Genomic DNA, 15,948 nt, shown 5'->3' with positions numbered 1-15,948 from the left:
CCGGGATCTACGACCTGACGCTCCTGAACAAGGTCCTCAAGGCCGCCGGCAAGCCCGCGGTCTCCGACGCCGGCCTCGGCGCCAAGTAGTCCGCAGTCCCGTACGTTCCCAGGAGGTGACGACCATGGCCACCACGCTTGCCAAGGCTGCCGAGGGCACCACGTCGGTGTCGCACGCCGCCCGGATCGAGCACGTCTCGAAGTCCTTCGCCGGTCCCGCCGGAACGCAGCTCGTCCTGGACGACATCAGCCTCGATGTCGCGCCCGGCGAGTTCGTGACGATCCTCGGGGCCTCGGGATGCGGCAAGTCCACCCTGCTCAACCTGGTCGCCGGGCTGGACCGGCCGTCCGCGGGGTCCATCGAGACCCCCGGCGGCCGGCCCGCCCTGATGTTCCAGGAGCACGCCCTCTTCCCGTGGCTGACCGCGGGCAAGAACATCGAACTCGCCCTGAAGCTGCGCGGGGTGCCCAAGGCCGAGCGCCGCCCCGAGGCCGAACGGCTCCTGGAGCTGGTCCGCCTCGGCGGCGCGTACGGCAAGCGGGTGCACGAGCTGTCCGGCGGCATGCGCCAGCGCGTGGCCCTGGCCCGGGCCCTGGCCCAGGCCAGCGACCTGCTGCTGATGGACGAGCCGTTCGCCGCGCTCGACGCCATCACCCGGGACGTGCTGCACGGCGAGCTCACCCGGATCTGGGAGGAGACGAACCTCTCGGTCCTCTTCGTCACGCACAACGTGCGCGAGGCCGTACGGCTGGCCCAGCGCGTGGTCCTGCTCTCCTCGCGGCCCGGCCGGGTCGCCAAGGAGTGGACCGTGGGCATCCCGCAGCCGCGCCGCATCGAGGACGCGGACGTCGCGGAGCTGTCCCTTGAGATCACTGAACACCTGCGTGGGGAGATCCGCCGCCATGGCCAGCACTGACACCGCCCCGAAGCAGGACGACCTCGCCGGTCTGGAGGCCGGTCTCGACGCGCTCGACGCGGTCGAGGTGCGCCGGACCCCGGTCCGCGAGGTCCTCGTCAAGAAGGTGCTGCCGCCGGCCCTGGCGGTGGCCCTGGTCCTCGCCGTCTGGCAGGTCCTCGTCTCGCTGGAGGCGGTGGACGAGACCAAGCTGCCCGCCCCGTCCGCGGTGTGGGACGGCGTGGTCGCCATGTGGCTGAAGGGCACGCTGCTGGAGGTGGTCTGGACCTCCGTCTCCCGCGGCCTGTTCGGCTTCCTGATCGCGCTGGCCATCGGTACCCCGCTGGGCCTGCTGGTCGCACGGGTGAAGGTGGTGCGCGCCGCGCTCGGCCCGATCCTGTCCGGTCTGCAGTCCCTGCCCTCGGTGGCCTGGGTGCCGCCGGCCGTGCTGTGGTTCGGCCTGGACGACGCGATGATGTACACCGTGATCCTGCTCGGCGCGGTCCCCTCGATCGCCAACGGGCTGGTCTCCGGCGTGGACCAGGTGCCGCCGCTGTTCCTGCGGGCGGGCCGCACCCTGGGCGCCACCGGCCTCAAGGGCACCTGGCACATCGTCATGCCGGCCGCGCTGCCCGGCTACCTGGCGGGTCTGAAGCAGGGCTGGGCCTTCTCCTGGCGCTCGCTGATGGCCGCCGAGATCATCGCCTCCTCGCCGGAACTGGGCCTGGGCCTGGGCCAGCTGCTGGAGAACGCCCGCAACAACATCGACCTGCCGGGCGTGTTCCTGTCGATCCTGCTGATCCTGATCGTCGGCATCGCCATCGACCTGCTGATCTTCAGCCCGGTCGAGCGCTGGGTGCTGCGCAGCCGCGGCCTGCTGGTGAAGTGAGCCGGCCGTGCACCACCGTCCCGTCCTCCTCGTCATCGCCCACGGCAGCCGCGACCCGCGGCACGCGGCGACCGTCCACGCCCTGACCCGGCGGGTGCGGGCGCTGCGGCCGGGGCTCGCCGTGGAGACCGCGTTCCTCGACTTCAACGCCCCCGCCGTCGGGCAGGTGCTCGCCCGGCTGCACGCCGACGGGGTGCGCGAGGTGGTGGCCCTGCCGCTGCTGCTGACCCGCGCCTTCCACGCGAAGGCCGACATCCCGGCCGTCCTCGCGGAGGCGGCCGAGCGGCTGCCCGGGCTGCGGATCCGCCGGACCGAGGTGCTGGGCCCGTCCCCGCTCCTGGTCGCGGCCCTGGAGCGGCGGCTCTTCGAGGCCGGGGTGGACCCGGCCGACCGCTCGACCACCGGCGTGGTGCTCGCGTCCGCCGGTTCATCGGACCCGGAGGCGATCGCAGCGATCGCTGAAACCGCGCGGGAGTGGCGGCTCACCGGTTGGTGCGCCGTGCGTCCTGCGTTCGCCTCCGGAGCCTCTCCCGCCGGCTTCCCCCGTACCGAGGACGTGGTACGGGAGCTGCGCGCCGAAGGGGTCCGCCGGGTGGTGGTGGCCCCGTACGTGATAGCCCCGGGACGGCTCCCGGACCGCATCGCGGACGGGGCGCGCACCGCGGGCGCGGACGTCCTGGCCGCGGTGCTGGGCGCGGCCCCGGAGCTGGCCCTGCTGCTGCTGGAACGCTACGACGGGGCACTCGCGGCCGGCGCACGGCCGGTGGCCCTGTCCGCCTAGCCCCTCCTGCTGCTCCTACTGCGCCTTCGCCGCGCGGGCCGCCGCCTCGTCGGCGAGGGCGGTCAGTTCGGCGATGTCCATGGAGCCGGGCTCCCAGCCCTCGCGGGCGAAGATGTTCGCCGCGTGCCGCAGGGTGTCGTTCACCGGGGTCGGGACCGCGTGCAGCCGGCCCAGCAGGGAGATCTCCCCGTTGAGGTAGTCGGCTTCGACGGATCCGGTGCCCCGGCGCAGGCTCTGCCAGGAGGAGCCCCCCGTCACCGGCCCCTCTCCGGCGGCCGGGGGGACGATCTTGCCGGAGCGGGCGGCCTCCTGCTCCGCGGGGCCGACGGCGGCGATGCCGGCCGCGGCGAACACCGCTTCGCCCTCCTCGGCCGCGCGCCGCAGCAGGGCGCTCTTGGCGGGGTGCGGCTCGGGGCCGGTCACGGCCTGGACGGCGTTGCCGAGGTTGCCGAGCAGCTTCGCGTACTTCCAGTCCATCACGTTGTCGACCACGGGGGCCTCGAACGGGGCCTTCTCCAGGTCCTGCGCGATCCGCCGGACCAGCTCGTCGGAGCCGGAGGGGTAGCGGCCCAGGTGCAGCATGCCGGTGAGCGGGGCGCACAGCGCCGAGACGGTGCCGGGCTCCAGGAAGGTGGAGGGCAGCCAGACGCACATGCCGTACACCCGGTCGAAGCGGCGCAGGGCGAGCCGCTGGCTCTCCACCCCGTTCTGTGCGCAGACCACGGGGAGCCGCTGGGCCGCGGTGCCGCCGCCCGCGACGGGGGCGGCAGCCCAGGTGTCCAGGGCCTCGACGGCGTGCTGGGTCTTCACGGTGAGCAGGAGTACGTCGTCCCGGCGCAGCTCGCCCAGCTCCTCCGGCCCCTCCACGACGGGCAGCCGGTGGGTGCGGGTGCCGTCCGCGGTGGTCAGGTGCAGGCCTTCGGCGCGCAGGGCCTGCGCGTGGGCTCCGCGCGCGACGAGGACGACCTCGCTGCCGGTCTCGGCGAGCCGGCCGCCGACGGTGGCGCCGACGGCGCCCGCTCCGATGATGATGTAGCGCATGCCCCGACCTTGGCACACGGGGGTGGCCGGAGGGGCGGCGGGTGGCCCCTGCGCGGTGGCCGCGGGCCGGGGGTCAGCCTTGCTCCGGCCCGCTGCCGCCGGTGAGTTCGACCAGCTTCAGCACGGTGTTCCAGTTGCGGGTGGTGGTGAGGACCCCCTTGAGCAGGGCCGGGCGGCCGAGGGCCTCGGCGAGCTTGGAACGGCCCAGGCCCTCGGGGGCGTAGAGGTAGAGCACCCGGTCGCCGAGGCGGTAGTCCTCGGGGGCGAAGTCGGCCGGGTCCACCGCGTCGAGCCGGCCGGGCGCGGGCTGCTCCGACAGGAAGGTGGCGTGCAGCTGCTTCCCTTCGAGCTCGTCCGCCGGGTACGGGCACTGCGCGGCCACGGCCGCCAGCCGCGCCCCGTCGAGCACGAGGCAGGGGACGGCGAAGCCGAAGTGCGCCTCGATGGCCCGTTCCAGCTGCCGGGCGAGGGTGTCGGGGTCCTGCCGGGGTGCGGTGAACACGGCGTTGCCGCTCTGGAGGTAGGTGACCACCTCGCGGTGCCCGAGGCCTTCGAGCACGGTGCGCAGCTCGGCCATCGGGACCTTCTTCTTGCCGCCCACGTTGATCCCGCGCAGCAGGGCCGCGTACCGCTCCGCGGGCTCCCCGGCGGCCGGGTCCGGCACGGTCTTCGTCTTCGCCATGCCCGCAGGGTAGGGGACGGCACCGACAGCGGAAGGGTGCCGGTGGCTCCGGGGCGTGCGTGCCGGTGCGAGACTGGGCCGGTCCGCCCGGCCGGTTGCGGGGGGCGGCGGCGAACGGCGGGAAGGACGGACGGCCGGCATGGACGAGGCGAGGGCCAGGGAGGTGCTGGCGGAGGCCGGAATCGGGGCCGCGGGGGCCGAGTTGCTGGCCCTCGGCGAGAACGCGGTGTTCGCGGCCGGGGAGCTCGTGGTCAAGGTGGGGCGGGATGCGGAGCTGCTGCCGCGGGCCGAGCGGGAGCTCGCGGTGGCGCGGTGGCTGGCCTCGGCGGACGTGCCGGCGGTACGGGCGGCCGAACCGGCGGCCCGGCTGGTCGGCGGGCATCCGGTGACCTTCTGGCACCGGCTGCCGGCCGCGGTCCGGCCCGCGGAGGCGCGGGACCTGGCGCTGCTGCTGCGGCGGGTGCACGCGCTGGAGGCGGCGCCGTTCCCGCTGCCCCGGCGGGAGCTCCTCGGCGGGGTCGAACGGTGGCTGCGGCTGGCGGGAGATGCGGTGGACCCCGGGGACGCGGCCTTCCTGCGGGCCCGCCGGGACGCGTTCGCGGCCGAGGCCGCGGGGCTGGAGCCGTTCCTGCCGCCGGGGCCGGTGCACGGGGACGCGCTCCCGCGCAACGTGCACGTCGGTCCGGACGGGCCGGTCCTGGTGGACCTGGAGACCTTCTCCTCGGACCTGCGCGAGCACGACCTCGTGGTCATGGACCTCCAGCGGGACCGGTACGGGCTGCCCGGGAAGGCGTACCGGGAGTTCGTGCGGGTGTACGGGTGGGACGTGCGGGAGTGGAGCGGCTGGGCGGTGCTGCGGGGGGCGCGGGAGACTGCGAGCTGTGCCTGGGTGGCGCAGCATGCCCCTGCCGGGGCTGCCGCCCGGGCCGAATTCCGCCGCCGCGTGGCCTCCTTGCGCGCCGGCGACCCCCACACCCGCTGGCACGCGTTCTAGCCCCCCGGGGGGGGCTCCGCCCCCGCACCCCCGCGCCTCGATCGCCGGCGAGGCTTGGCCCAAGCCGGGGGCGGCGGAATACAGCCCGTCCGGCGTTTGAGGACCGGGGGTTCGGGGGCGGAGCCCCCGAGGCCGCGCGGCGGGCCCCGATGGCCCGCCCGCCGGGTCTCGTTACGGCGTGAGCGGGGTCAGGGGGCGGAGGGGCCAGGTGGGGTCGATGTGGGCGTCCGGGGTGCCCTGGCGGCGGAGGTAGGACTGGAAGTCCTCCGCCCACCGCGCGTACCAGGAGACCTGGCGCAGGTGCAGGTCAGCCGGCGTCAGCGCCCCCACCTTCGGGTGCCGGACGGCTATCGCCCGGGCCACCTCCACCGCCGCCAGCGCATCCGCCCCCGCATCGTGCGCGTCCGCGAGGACCACCCCGTACTCCCGGCAGGCCGCCTCCAGCGTCCGCTTGCCGCGCCGGTAGCGGTCCACCGCCCGGTCGATGGTCAGCGGGTCCACCACGGGCCCGGTCCCCCCGGCCGCCACCCCGCTCCGCTCCGCGAGCGAGGGCAGCCCGTGCCGGTGCAGTTCGGCCGCGAGCAGCGTCAGGTCGAAGGCGGCGTTGTACGCCACCACCGGTATGCCCCGGTCCCACAGGCCCGCCAGCGCACTCGCGACCTCGTCGGCCACCTCGGCCGCCGGACGGCCCTCGGCCGCGGCCTCGGCCGTGCTGATCCCGTGGATGGCGGTGGCCTGTTCCGGGATGGCGATCCCGGGGTCGGACAGCCAGAGGGTCCGCCTGACCACCGTCCCGTCGGGCTCCACCTCCAGCACCGCGGCCGTCACGATCCGCGCCTCGCGCGGCTCCGTGCCCGTCGTCTCCAGGTCGAATCCGGCCAGTACTCCCCCGTGCCAGTCCCCCATGCGTCCCTCCCCCGTTCGTTCTCGACGGCCTCAGCCTCGCACGCCGCACTGACACCGCCGCGCCCGGGACCGCCGCACCGGGGGCCGCGGCGGGCGGCGGCCGCTCAGGAGACCGGCCGCGAGTCCTGCCACACCGACTCGAACTCCTCGCGGTACGTGGTGAAGAGCCCGTGGTCGGCGTCCTTCGGCACGCCCCGGCCGCCGCCGCGCAGGACGAGCACCGGCGCCTCCATCCCGCGGGCCCGCCGCAGGTAGGACTGCACCACCGCTATGCCGTGGCCGGGGGTCTCCCCGTCCACCAGGTAGGCCGTGAAGCGCGGGGTCTCGTCGAAGACGTGGATCGCGAAGGCCGAAGGGTCGGTCAGCCGGGACCGGACCCGGCGGACGTGCAGGATGTTCATCTCGACCGAGCGGCTCAGCTCGCCCTTGCGCAGCCCGAGCTCCCGCTCCCGCCGCTTGACCGCGCTGCTCGCCGGGTTGAGGAACAGCAGCCGGACCCGGCAGCCCGCCTCGGCGAGCCGGACCAGCCGGCGGCCGGAGTAGTTCTGGACGAGCAGGTTCAGGCCTATGCCGATCGCGTCGAGCCGCCGGGCCCCGCCGAAGAGGTCCTCCGCGGGCAGCTGCCGCTGGAGCCGCACCCGGTCCGGGTGCACCGAGACCACGTCGGCGTACCGGTCCCCGACCAGGTCCTCCACCGCGTCGATCGGCAGCCGCTCGGCCGAGGGGCTGCCGGCGCCGCCGCCGAGCACCTCCAGCAGCCGGGCGGACGCCCGCTCGGCCTGGGAGAGCACGGCCCGGGACAGCGCCCGGTTGCGGGAGACCACGTTGCGCGTGACCTCCAGCTCGTCGAGGGCGAGCTCCACCTCGCGGCGGTCGTCGAAGTACGGCTCGAAGCAGGGCCAGTGCTGGACCATCAGCTCCCGCAGCTGCGGCAGGGTCAGGAAGCTCAGCACGTTGTCGTCGGCGGGGTCGAGCAGGTAGCCCTTGCGGCGGCTGACCTCGCGGACGGCGACGGCCCGCTGCACCCACTCCTGCCCGGCCGGTCCGGCCGCGGCCACCACCCAGTCGTCCTCGCCGTGCACCGGCTCGTAGATGGGCCGCAGCACCGCGCCCACCACGGCGCGCAGCCGCTGTTCGATGAGGTTCAGCCAGATGTAGGCGCGGCCGGCGCGCTGGGCCCGGGTGCGGACCTCGCTCCAGGCCTCCGCACTCCAGTCCAGTTCGGCCCCGGCCCGCGCCGCGGCGGCGTCCGGCGGCTGCGCCAGGGACACCGCCCCGGCCGCACCCTCCGGCGGACCGCCCTCGTGACCGCCGTCACCAGGGGGAAGCTCCAGCCCTCCCGAGCTCACCCGTGCACCGCCTCCCGCTCCTGGCTGGACGCCTTCTCCAGTGATCAAGGAAGGGTACTCCGGGAGCGGGAGGCGGTGCAGCCGGATGGCCGCTACGGTTGGCCAACTCTCTTAGTTGGGGCGTCCGTTCTGTCCTGCGAGGGCCGGCGGAGTGAGCGGATTCATAGCGGTGACGTCACGCGGGCTGAGCTGGAAGCCCTGCCAGTGCACCGGCATCGGCTGCTGGTCCTCGTCGCGGGCGACGTGGTGGAAGCCGATGTTGACCCACGCGATGGGGTGCTTGAGCGCCTCGCCGTTGACCCAGGTGTCCACGCTCCGGCCCGCCTCGGGGCCGCAGTTGCGCAGGTTGTGGGTGGCGAACTGCTCACACGCCTTGTACTCGGTGAAGTACACGTCGTGCTGGGTGTAGGGCCGTCCGGGGTACTTGGCGGAGGCGCCCGGCACGATCTCGTAGCTGCGGGCGTGCCCGTCCTTGTTCCTGCCGGTGGCGCTGACCATCCGCCACCAGCGCATGCCCTGCGCGTCGCCCGCGAGTTCCTTGGTGACGGGGGTGCGGGTGGTCAGGGTCTTCGGGGTGGACCCGTCCGCGCTGGGGGTGGTCTGGGAGTCGTACTGCTCCACCGTGCCGTTGGGCGAGCCGTCGAGGGCGAAGTTCAGCCGCCAGAAGACGTTGTGGCTGTGGCTGGTGGCGTAGGCCTTGGCGCCCTTGCCGATGGGCCAGCCGCGGCCGTCGCCGGCGTCGTAGTCACCGGGCGAGAGGCTGCCGGTGGCGCCGACGTTGGCGTGGATCATGCCGTCGTCCTGGAAGCGCCATTCGGTGATGTACTCGTACCAGCCGACCTTGTTGACGGTGTAGACCAGCAGGTCCTTGCCCTGCTCCTGCCAGATCTGGCCGGGGTTGTCACCCGCCATCCGGTACGCGTGGCCGCGTGCGCGGGTGGTGGTGCACAGGCCCTTGACGTCCTTCTGGGTCTGGTCCCAGGTGTTGGTGACCTTGACGGTCTTGATGGTGCCCCCGGGGCACTCGCCCACGGCCATGTCCTGGAGGCCCGCGCCGAAGCCGGCGCCGGTCAGGTCGTCGTACTCGGCGCGGCCGTCGTCGTAGGGGACGTGGATCTGGCCGAGCTTGGCGGAGGTGAGCACCGCGATCGGGGCGGGCTCGCCCTTGGGCTGGTACGAGATCTGGTCGAGGACCAGGCCGGCCTCGCTCTCGTAGCGCCAGCACATCCGCCAGGTGGTGCCGCCGGCCAGCGTCTGCTGGATCCGGTAGGCCTCGCTGCAGTCGGGTTCGGGGGCGCTGGGGGCCTTCTTGGCCAGGGGGGCGGCGGAGACGGGGCCGGCGGCCGCGGTGGCTCCGCCGAGCAGGGCGGCGACCGCCAGGGCGACGGCGGCCTTGCGGCGGGTGCCGCGGGAACGGTTCACGTGCATGTGGAGAGACTCCTGGACGGGAGGGGCAGGACGGCCTGCGCTGCGGGGAGGGCGCGGGAGGACGTCAGAGCTTGTGTACGGTGCGGGCGCTGAGGTCGACGACCAGCGAGCGGACGTCGATCCACGGACCGTTCTTCACCTTGAGGAAGAGGCGGGCACAGCGGTGCCTGCCGCATTCGGCGACGGCTGCGGGGCCCGGGTTCTCGGCGTCGACGCGGTAGACGAGCGCGTTCTTCAGGGACAGCTGGTCCGGCGTGGTGAGCGCCCTGCCGGTGGCGTCCTTGTAGTCCTTGCGCAGCCCCTCGCCCTGCTTCGCCGCGATGATGAGCTTGACCGCCTCGACGGCCTCCTCGCGGGCGAGCGGCGGCTGGACGCCCTTCTGGACGTCGGTGGACTCCACCTTGCCGGTGTCGAGGTTGACCACCGAGGTCCGCAGGGCGTCGCCCTTGTAGTCGTACGAGGTGACCTGGGCGCGCCGGGGCGCGTGGCCCTTGCGCACGTCCTCGGGGCGCAGCTCGGCCAGGTCGGTGGTCAGCCACTGGGGGCCCTTGCCGCCGCGGGCGTTCTTCGCCCCCAGGCCGGCGGGGCCGGTGACGAGCGCCTTGAGCCGGTCGAGCTCGGCGTCGGTCAGCGGGTCGCGGCCGAATCCCCTGGTCCCCTCGGCGGGCGCCGCCTGGACGGTGCCCGGCCGTACGTTCTGCAGGCCCCGGCCGGCGCTGCCGGCCGCCTCGGCGGCCGCCGCGGTGCCGCTCGCCGCGCCCTTGGCGTCCTGTCCGCCGGCGGCGTCCGCGGAGCCCGGCAGGGTGACGCCGATCATCACGGCGGTGCCGGTGACGGCGATGGCCGCGCCGGCCAGCAGCTTCCCCAGATGGCGGCGTACTGTTATGTGCACATTTCCCCCTTACATGCATACCTGGTATGCGTGGTCACCCGGTAGGACGGTCCCAAGTCCCCCCGGGTTGCCCTCCTTTCGGGGAAGATCTGGCGAAGGAAAAGACCCAGATGCCGGATCAGGAGCGGAAGAGTCACATATATGCAGGTCTGGCCGGGACAGGCGTACCCCCTCGGTGCCACGTACGACGGCGCCGGCACGAATTTCGCGGTCTACTCCGAGGCCGCCCGACGCATCGAGCTCTGCCTCCTCCACGACGACGGCTCGGAGACCGCCGTCGAGCTGCGCGAGACGGACGCGTTCGTGCGGCACGCGTACCTCCCCGGGGTGATGCCCGGGCAGCGGTACGGCTTCCGGGTGCACGGCCCGTACGAGCCCGAGCGCGGGCAGCGCTGCAACCCCGCGAAGCTGCTCCTCGACCCGTACGCCCGGGCGATCAGCGGGAGCATCTCCTGGGGCGAGGAGGTGTACGGGTACCACTTCGGGCGGCCGGACTCCCGCAACGACCTGGACTCCGCCCCGCACACCATGAGCTCGGTCGTGGTGAACCCGTACTTCGACTGGGCGAACGACCGCCCGCCGCGGACCGAGTACCACCACACCGTGCTCTACGAGGCCCACGTCAAGGGGCTCACGATGCGGCACCCGGAGCTGCCGGAGGAGCTGCGGGGCACGTACGCGGCCCTGGCCCACCCGGCGGTGATCGGGCACCTGGTGAAGCTCGGCGTGACCGCGCTGGAGCTGATGCCGGTGCACCAGTTCGTCAACGACCACCGGCTGGTGGACGACGGCCTCAGCAACTACTGGGGCTACAACACGATCGGCTACTTCGCCCCGCACAACGGCTACGCCTCGGGGGACCGCGGCCAGCAGGTGCTGGAGTTCAAGTCGGCGGTGCGGGCCCTGCACGAGGCGGGCATCGAGGTGATCCTCGACGTGGTCTACAACCACACGGCCGAGGGCAACCACCTCGGCCCGACCCTGTCCTTCCGGGGGCTGGACAACGCCTCGTACTACCGGCTGGCGCAGGACCCGCGGTACTACGTGGACACCACCGGCACCGGGAACTCGCTGCTGATGCGCTCCCCGCACGTGCTCCAGCTGATCATGGACTCGCTGCGGTACTGGGTCACCGAGATGCACGTGGACGGCTTCCGCTTCGACCTGGCCGCCACGCTGGCCCGGCAGTTCCACGAGGTGGACCGGCTCAGCTCCTTCTTCGACCTGGTGCAGCAGGACCCGGTGGTGAGCCAGGTGAAGCTGATCGCCGAGCCGTGGGACCTGGGCGAGGGCGGCTACCAGGTGGGCAACTTCCCGCCGCTGTGGACCGAGTGGAACGGCAAGTACCGCGACACCGTACGGGACCTGTGGCGGGGCCAGCCGCGCACCCTCGCGGAGTTCGCGGGCCGGCTCACCGGCTCCTCGGACCTCTACCAGGACGACGGGCGGCGCCCGCTGGCCTCGGTGAACTTCACCACCTGCCACGACGGGTTCACGCTGCACGACCTGGTGTCGTACGACGAGAAGCACAACGAGGCGAACCGCGAGGGCAACCGGGACGGGGAGGCGTACAACCGGTCCTGGAACTGCGGGGTGGAGGGCCCCACCGACGATCCGGAGGTGCAGGAGCTGCGGGCCCGCCAGATGCGCAACTTCACGGCCACCCTGATGCTCTCGCAGGGGGTGCCGATGCTCAGCCACGGGGACGAGTTCGCCCGCACCCAGGGCGGCAACAACAACGCCTACTGCCAGGACAACGAGGTCTCCTGGGTGGAGTGGCCGGAGCCCGGCAAGCCGGCCCCGCCGCTGCTGGAGTTCACCCGGCAGATGGTGTGGCTGCGGCGCAACCACCCGGTGTTCCGGCGCCGCCGGTTCTTCCACGGCCGGCCGGTGGAGGGCACCCACGACGAGCTGTCGGACATCGCCTGGTTCACCCCGGCGGGCGAGGAGATGCGGGCCCGGGACTGGCAGGCCCAGCACGCCCGGGCGCTGACGGTCTTCCTCAACGGGGAGGCGATCTCGGAGCCGGGGGTGCGCGGGGAGCGGATCACCGACGACTCGTTCCTGCTGATGTTCAACGCGAGCGCGGAGCCGCTGGGGTTCACGCTCCCGCCGGGGCACGGGCGGCAGTGGCAGCTGGTCGTGGACACCGCCAGGGAGGATCTGCCGGCACCCGGCACCGGCCCGCGATGGGGGGCCGGCGACCGGGTGACGCTGGCGGGGCGGAGCCTGGTGGTGCTTCAGCGGCCGGCGTAGGCCCGCCCGCCGGGGACCGGTCCGCCGGGCCCGGGCCGCCCGGGGGCCGGGTTCGGGTGGACGGGCGCGGTGCGGCCGGCCGGGACCCGGGTGAACAGGGCCAGGCACAGGCAGAGGGCGGCGGCCGCGACGGCGACCAGGAAGGCCCCGGCCGGGCCGTGGTGCTCGGCGAGCCGCCCGGAGAGGGCGAGCGCGAGGGCCTGGCCCGCCACCAGCGAGCTGGCCGCGAAGGCCATGGCCTCGGCCAGCCGCGCCGGGGCCACGGCCCGCTCGGTCAGCGCGAAGGCGGTGATCAGGTGCGGGGCGTAGGCCGCGCCGAGCACGGTGACGACCGCGTACAGGCTCCACAGGCCGTCCGTGAACACGAGCGGTACGGACAGCACGAGAGCGGCGGCGGTGGCGGCCCGCCAGCGCAGCCGCAGTCCGATACGGGCGGGGAGGGCGCCCAGCGCCAGGCCGACGGCCGCGCTGACCACGCCCATGGCGGCGTAGACGAGCCCGGCCTGCCCGGGCACGCCGAGCCGGTCGGTGAGCGAGGCGATGCCCGCCTGGCAGGCGCCGAACATGGCGCCCTGGAGGGCGAGGGAGGCACGGACGGCGTGGACCACGCCGGGGTGCCGGCGGCGGGCCGCGCCGCCCGGGGGCCGGCGGGCGGCGGGGCTCCCGGCGGTGACGGCGGCGGTCGGGTGCAGGGCGAAGGCGGTGCCGAAGACGGCGACGAGGGCGGCGGCACCGCCGAGGGCCACGGCCGGGTGCGCCACGAGGGCGGCCAGGCCCACGAGGGCCGGCCCGAAGACGAAGGAGATCTCGTCGAGGGTGCCCTCCAGCGAGTGGACGGCGCCCACCACGGGCTCACCGGCCCCGGCCCGGTGCGCGAGGGCCACCGAGCGGGTCCGGGCCAGCGGCCCGATCAGCGGGACGGAGGCTCCCGTGACGGCGCCCACGGCGGCGAGCGCGGCGGTGCCGAGCCCGGCGAGGGCGCCTGCCACGAGGGCCGCGGTGGCCACGGCGTTCACCGCGGCCGCGGCGAGCACGACGGGCCGCTGGCCGCGGCGGTCGGCGCACCGGCCGAGCAGCGGCCCGCACACGACCTGCCCGGCGGACAGGGTGCCGCCGACGATCCCCGCGGTCGCCAGCGAGCCGCTGGTCTCGGCGACGAGGAGCACGCTGCCGAACTGGGCCATGGCCACGGGGAGTCGGGCGAAGAAGGAGACGAGCGGGAGTAGGGGCCCGGTCAGGGCGATGACTCTGCGATAGGTGAGGACGGTTCCAACCACTCGGTCAACGCTAACGCGCTGGAGTCACCCGAATGCACTGGGCAATGGCACGGAAACGCGGCCGGTGGGTACGTACGTTCTCATGACCGAGGAGTACTCCAGCAGGATTCCGACGGACCGTCAGCAGACGGCCCCGCACGGGGCCCCGGCCCCGCCCACGGCCACCTACCGGCTCCAGCTCCAGCCGGACTTCCCCTTCGCCGCGGCCGCGGCGGCCGTGCCGTACCTCGCCTCGCTGGGGGTCTCGCACCTGCACCTGTCCCCCGTACTGGAGGCGGTGCCCGGATCCTCGCACGGCTACGACGTGGTGGACCACACCCGGGTGCGGGAGGAGCTCGGCGGGGAGGCCGGGCTGCGGGCACTGGCGGACACGGCGCGGGCCCACGGGCTGGGCCTGGTGCTGGACATCGTGCCCAACCACATGGCAGTGCCGGTCCCGGAGCGGCTCAGCCGGCCGCTGTGGGAGGTGCTGCGGGAGGGCCCGCACTCCCCGTACGCGCGCTGGTTCGACATCGACTGGGCGGCCGGCGGGGGCCGGGTGCTGCTGCCGGTGCTGCACGGCCCGCTGGCCGGGGAGCTGGGCCGGCTGGTGCCGGTGCCCGGGGCGGGCGTGCTGCGGTACGGGGACCACGAGTTCCCGCTGCGCGCCGGCACGGCCGGGCTGCCGCTGCCGGAGCTGCTGGCGGCGCAGTGGTACCGGCTGGGCTGGTGGCGGCTGGCTCGGACCGAGCTCAACTACCGGCGGTTCTTCACGGTTTCGGAGCTGATGGGGGTCCGGGTGGAGGACCCCGAGGTGTTCGCCGCCACCCACGGCAAGGTGCTGGAGCTGCTGCGGGACGGGGTGGCCGACGGCCTGCGGATCGACCATCCGGACGGGCTCGCGGATCCGGGGGCGTACCTGCGGCGGCTGGCGGCGGAGACCGGCGGCCGGTGGACGGTCGTGGAGAAGATCCTCTCCCCGCAGGAGCGGCTCCCGGCGGGCTGGCCGGTGGCCGGCACCACCGGGTACGACGCCCTGCACCGGCTGGACGGCCTGTTCACGGATCCGGCGGGGGCCCGGGCGCTGGAGCGGCTGCACCGGGAGTACACCGGGGCCGCCCCGGACGCCGGCGGGGAGTGGGAGGCCACCGCCCGGCGGGCCGGGGCCGAGGTGGCCGCGCACGACCTGGCCGCCGAGACGGCCGCCCTGGTGCGGCTGGCGGAGCCGCACGCCGCGGCCCGGGACCACGCGCCGTGGGCGCTGCGCACGGCGGTGCACGGGCTGCTGCTCGCGCTGCCGGTCTACCGGCCCTATCCCGAACCGGACGCGGCGGACCTGCTGCCGCCGGAGGCGGTGGCCGCGGCCCGGGCGGCCTTCGCCGTGCCGGCCGAGGCGGCCGCCGTGGACTGCGTACGGCACCTCGCGCTGGGCGGGGACCCGGCCTTCGCGGCCCGGTTCGCGCAGACCGCGGCGGCCCTGCGGGCCAAGTCCCTGGAGGACCGGGCCTTCTACCGGTACGCGCCGCTGCTGTCGGCGACGGAGGTGGGCGGGGATCCGGCGCGGCCGGCCCGCTCCCCCGAGGAGTTCCATGCGTACTGCGCCCGGATGGCCCGGGACTGGCCGCTGGGCGGGACGGTGCTGTCCACGCACGACACCAAGCGCAGCGCCGACGTGCGCGCCCGGATCTCGGCGCTCTCCCAGCTGCCGGAGCGCTGGGCGGAGTTCCTCGGCTCGGTCCCGGCCGGCCCGGACCCCCAGCTGGCCTGGACGGCCTGGCAGACGGCCCTCGGCCTGGGCGCGGCGGACCGCGGCCGGCTGACCGCGGCCCTCCTGAAGGCGGCCCGGGAGGCGGGGCTGCGCACCTCGTGGACCGAGCCGGACGAGGCGTACGAGGCGGAACTCGCGCAGTACGTGGCCGCGATGCCCGGTCCGCCGCTGGCCGCGCTGGCCGCCGAGCTGGCCCCGCACGCCCGGGTGAACGCGCTGGGGGCGGCCCTGCTCCAGCTGACCATGCCGGGCGTGCCGGAGCTCTACCAGGGCTGCGAGGCGGACTACCGGGCCCTGGTGGACCCCGACAACCGGGCCCCGTTCCGCGTTCCGGCCCCGGACGAGAAGACGGCGGTGACCCGGGCGGCGCTGCGGCTGCGCCGCCGGCGCCCGGAGCTCTTCGCCCCGCTGCCGGGCGGGCCCGCGGGGGCGGGCTCGTACGAGCCGGTGGCGGTGCGCGGACCGGCGGCCGGGCACTGCGTGGCCTTCGTACGCGGCGGCGGGGCCCTCACCGCCGTCACCCGGCTGTCGGCCGGGCTGTCGGCGGAGGGCGGCTGGCGGGACACGGAACTCCTCCTGCCGCCGGGGCGCTGGGTTCCGCTGGTGCCGGAGGCGGCGGGGGCGCCGGGCCCGGCCGGACCGGCGGGCGCCGCGGGGCAGGCGGGGTCCGTGGCGCAGGAGGGGCAAGAGGGGCAAGAAGAGGCAGGCGGGGTGGTCGTCGGCCCCGGGTGGGTGCCCGTGAGTGCGTTGTTCGGGGTGCTGCCGGTGGCCCTGCTCGTACGGGAGTCCTACTGCTGAGCGCGCCCGCCAC

General features: G+C 74.8%; 13 protein-coding genes. 6 read left to right on the top strand and 7 right to left on the bottom strand.

Annotation, left to right across the window (positions count from 1 at the left end):
• Window positions 1–124: 124 nt before the first annotated feature.
• From ACZ407_RS30910 to ACZ407_RS30900, 3 genes are read left to right on the top strand one after another with little or no spacing between them, the layout of a single operon-like run.
• Window positions 125–916: an ABC transporter ATP-binding protein gene (locus ACZ407_RS30910; protein WP_468134080.1), complete on the top strand. Its 792-nt coding sequence runs from the start codon at window positions 125–127 to the stop codon at window positions 914–916.
• Window positions 903–1,784, top strand: a complete 882-nt coding sequence (locus tag ACZ407_RS30905) for an ABC transporter permease (protein WP_468134078.1) — start codon at window positions 903–905, stop codon at window positions 1,782–1,784. The genes ACZ407_RS30910 and ACZ407_RS30905 overlap by 14 nt, the downstream gene beginning before the upstream one ends.
• A 7-nt stretch (window positions 1,785–1,791) precedes the next feature.
• A complete protein-coding gene (locus ACZ407_RS30900) occupies window positions 1,792–2,565 on the top strand; it encodes a sirohydrochlorin chelatase (RefSeq protein WP_468134076.1) in 774 nt (257 codons plus the stop codon).
• Between the two features lie 15 nt (window positions 2,566–2,580).
• On the opposite strand, the gene ACZ407_RS30895 is transcribed toward ACZ407_RS30900, so the two are convergent.
• Both ACZ407_RS30895 and ACZ407_RS30890 read right to left on the bottom strand, forming a co-directional pair.
• Window positions 2,581–3,606 carry a ketopantoate reductase family protein gene (locus ACZ407_RS30895; RefSeq protein ID WP_468134074.1) on the bottom strand — a complete coding sequence of 342 codons (1,026 nt, stop codon included), beginning with the start codon at window positions 3,604–3,606 and terminating at the stop codon, window positions 2,581–2,583.
• Window positions 3,607–3,679: 73 nt separating this feature from the next.
• Window positions 3,680–4,288 (bottom strand): DUF1697 domain-containing protein, encoded by a 609-nt coding sequence (locus ACZ407_RS30890; protein WP_468134072.1) that lies wholly within the window; start codon window positions 4,286–4,288, stop codon window positions 3,680–3,682.
• A gap of 139 nt (window positions 4,289–4,427) precedes the next feature.
• Between ACZ407_RS30890 and ACZ407_RS30885 the strand changes: the two genes are divergently transcribed.
• Window positions 4,428–5,282 (top strand): aminoglycoside phosphotransferase family protein, encoded by an 855-nt coding sequence (locus ACZ407_RS30885; RefSeq protein ID WP_468134070.1) that lies wholly within the window; start codon window positions 4,428–4,430, stop codon window positions 5,280–5,282.
• Window positions 5,283–5,453: 171 nt separating this feature from the next.
• Here the strand turns inward: ACZ407_RS30885 and ACZ407_RS30880 are convergent, their stop codons facing one another.
• From ACZ407_RS30880 to ACZ407_RS30865, 4 genes are all read right to left on the bottom strand, one after another.
• Complete coding sequence (locus tag ACZ407_RS30880) at window positions 5,454–6,188, bottom strand: exonuclease domain-containing protein (RefSeq protein WP_468134068.1); 735 nt, start codon at window positions 6,186–6,188, stop codon at window positions 5,454–5,456.
• Window positions 6,189–6,292: 104 nt separating this feature from the next.
• Window positions 6,293–7,537, bottom strand: coding sequence for an SAV2148 family HEPN domain-containing protein (locus ACZ407_RS30875; RefSeq protein ID WP_468134066.1), 1,245 nt, complete (start codon window positions 7,535–7,537; stop codon window positions 6,293–6,295).
• 111 nt (window positions 7,538–7,648) lie between these two features.
• Window positions 7,649–8,965, bottom strand: a complete 1,317-nt coding sequence (locus ACZ407_RS30870; protein ID WP_468134064.1) for a copper amine oxidase — start codon at window positions 8,963–8,965, stop codon at window positions 7,649–7,651.
• A gap of 64 nt (window positions 8,966–9,029) precedes the next feature.
• A complete protein-coding gene (locus ACZ407_RS30865) occupies window positions 9,030–9,857 on the bottom strand; it encodes a Tat pathway signal sequence domain protein (RefSeq protein ID WP_468134062.1) in 828 nt (275 codons plus the stop codon).
• Window positions 9,858–9,998: 141 nt separating this feature from the next.
• Between ACZ407_RS30865 and glgX the strand changes: the two genes are divergently transcribed.
• Complete coding sequence (gene glgX, locus ACZ407_RS30860; RefSeq protein ID WP_468134060.1) at window positions 9,999–12,113, top strand: glycogen debranching protein GlgX; 2,115 nt, start codon at window positions 9,999–10,001, stop codon at window positions 12,111–12,113.
• On the opposite strand, the gene ACZ407_RS30855 is transcribed toward glgX, so the two are convergent.
• The gene (locus tag ACZ407_RS30855) at window positions 12,098–13,390 is read right to left on the bottom strand and encodes an MFS transporter (protein ID WP_468134058.1); all 1,293 of its coding nucleotides are present in this window, start codon (window positions 13,388–13,390) and stop codon (window positions 12,098–12,100) included. The genes glgX and ACZ407_RS30855 overlap by 16 nt on opposite strands.
• An 82-nt stretch (window positions 13,391–13,472) precedes the next feature.
• Here ACZ407_RS30855 and treY point away from each other — a divergent pair, with 82 nt between their 5' ends.
• Complete coding sequence (gene treY / locus ACZ407_RS30850; RefSeq protein ID WP_468134088.1) at window positions 13,473–15,935, top strand: malto-oligosyltrehalose synthase; 2,463 nt, start codon at window positions 13,473–13,475, stop codon at window positions 15,933–15,935.
• Window positions 15,936–15,948: the final 13 nt, after the last annotated feature.

Source organism: Streptomyces sp. NPDC030809, from assembly GCF_055572195.1.
This window is presented reverse-complemented; position numbering and strand designations above follow the sequence as displayed.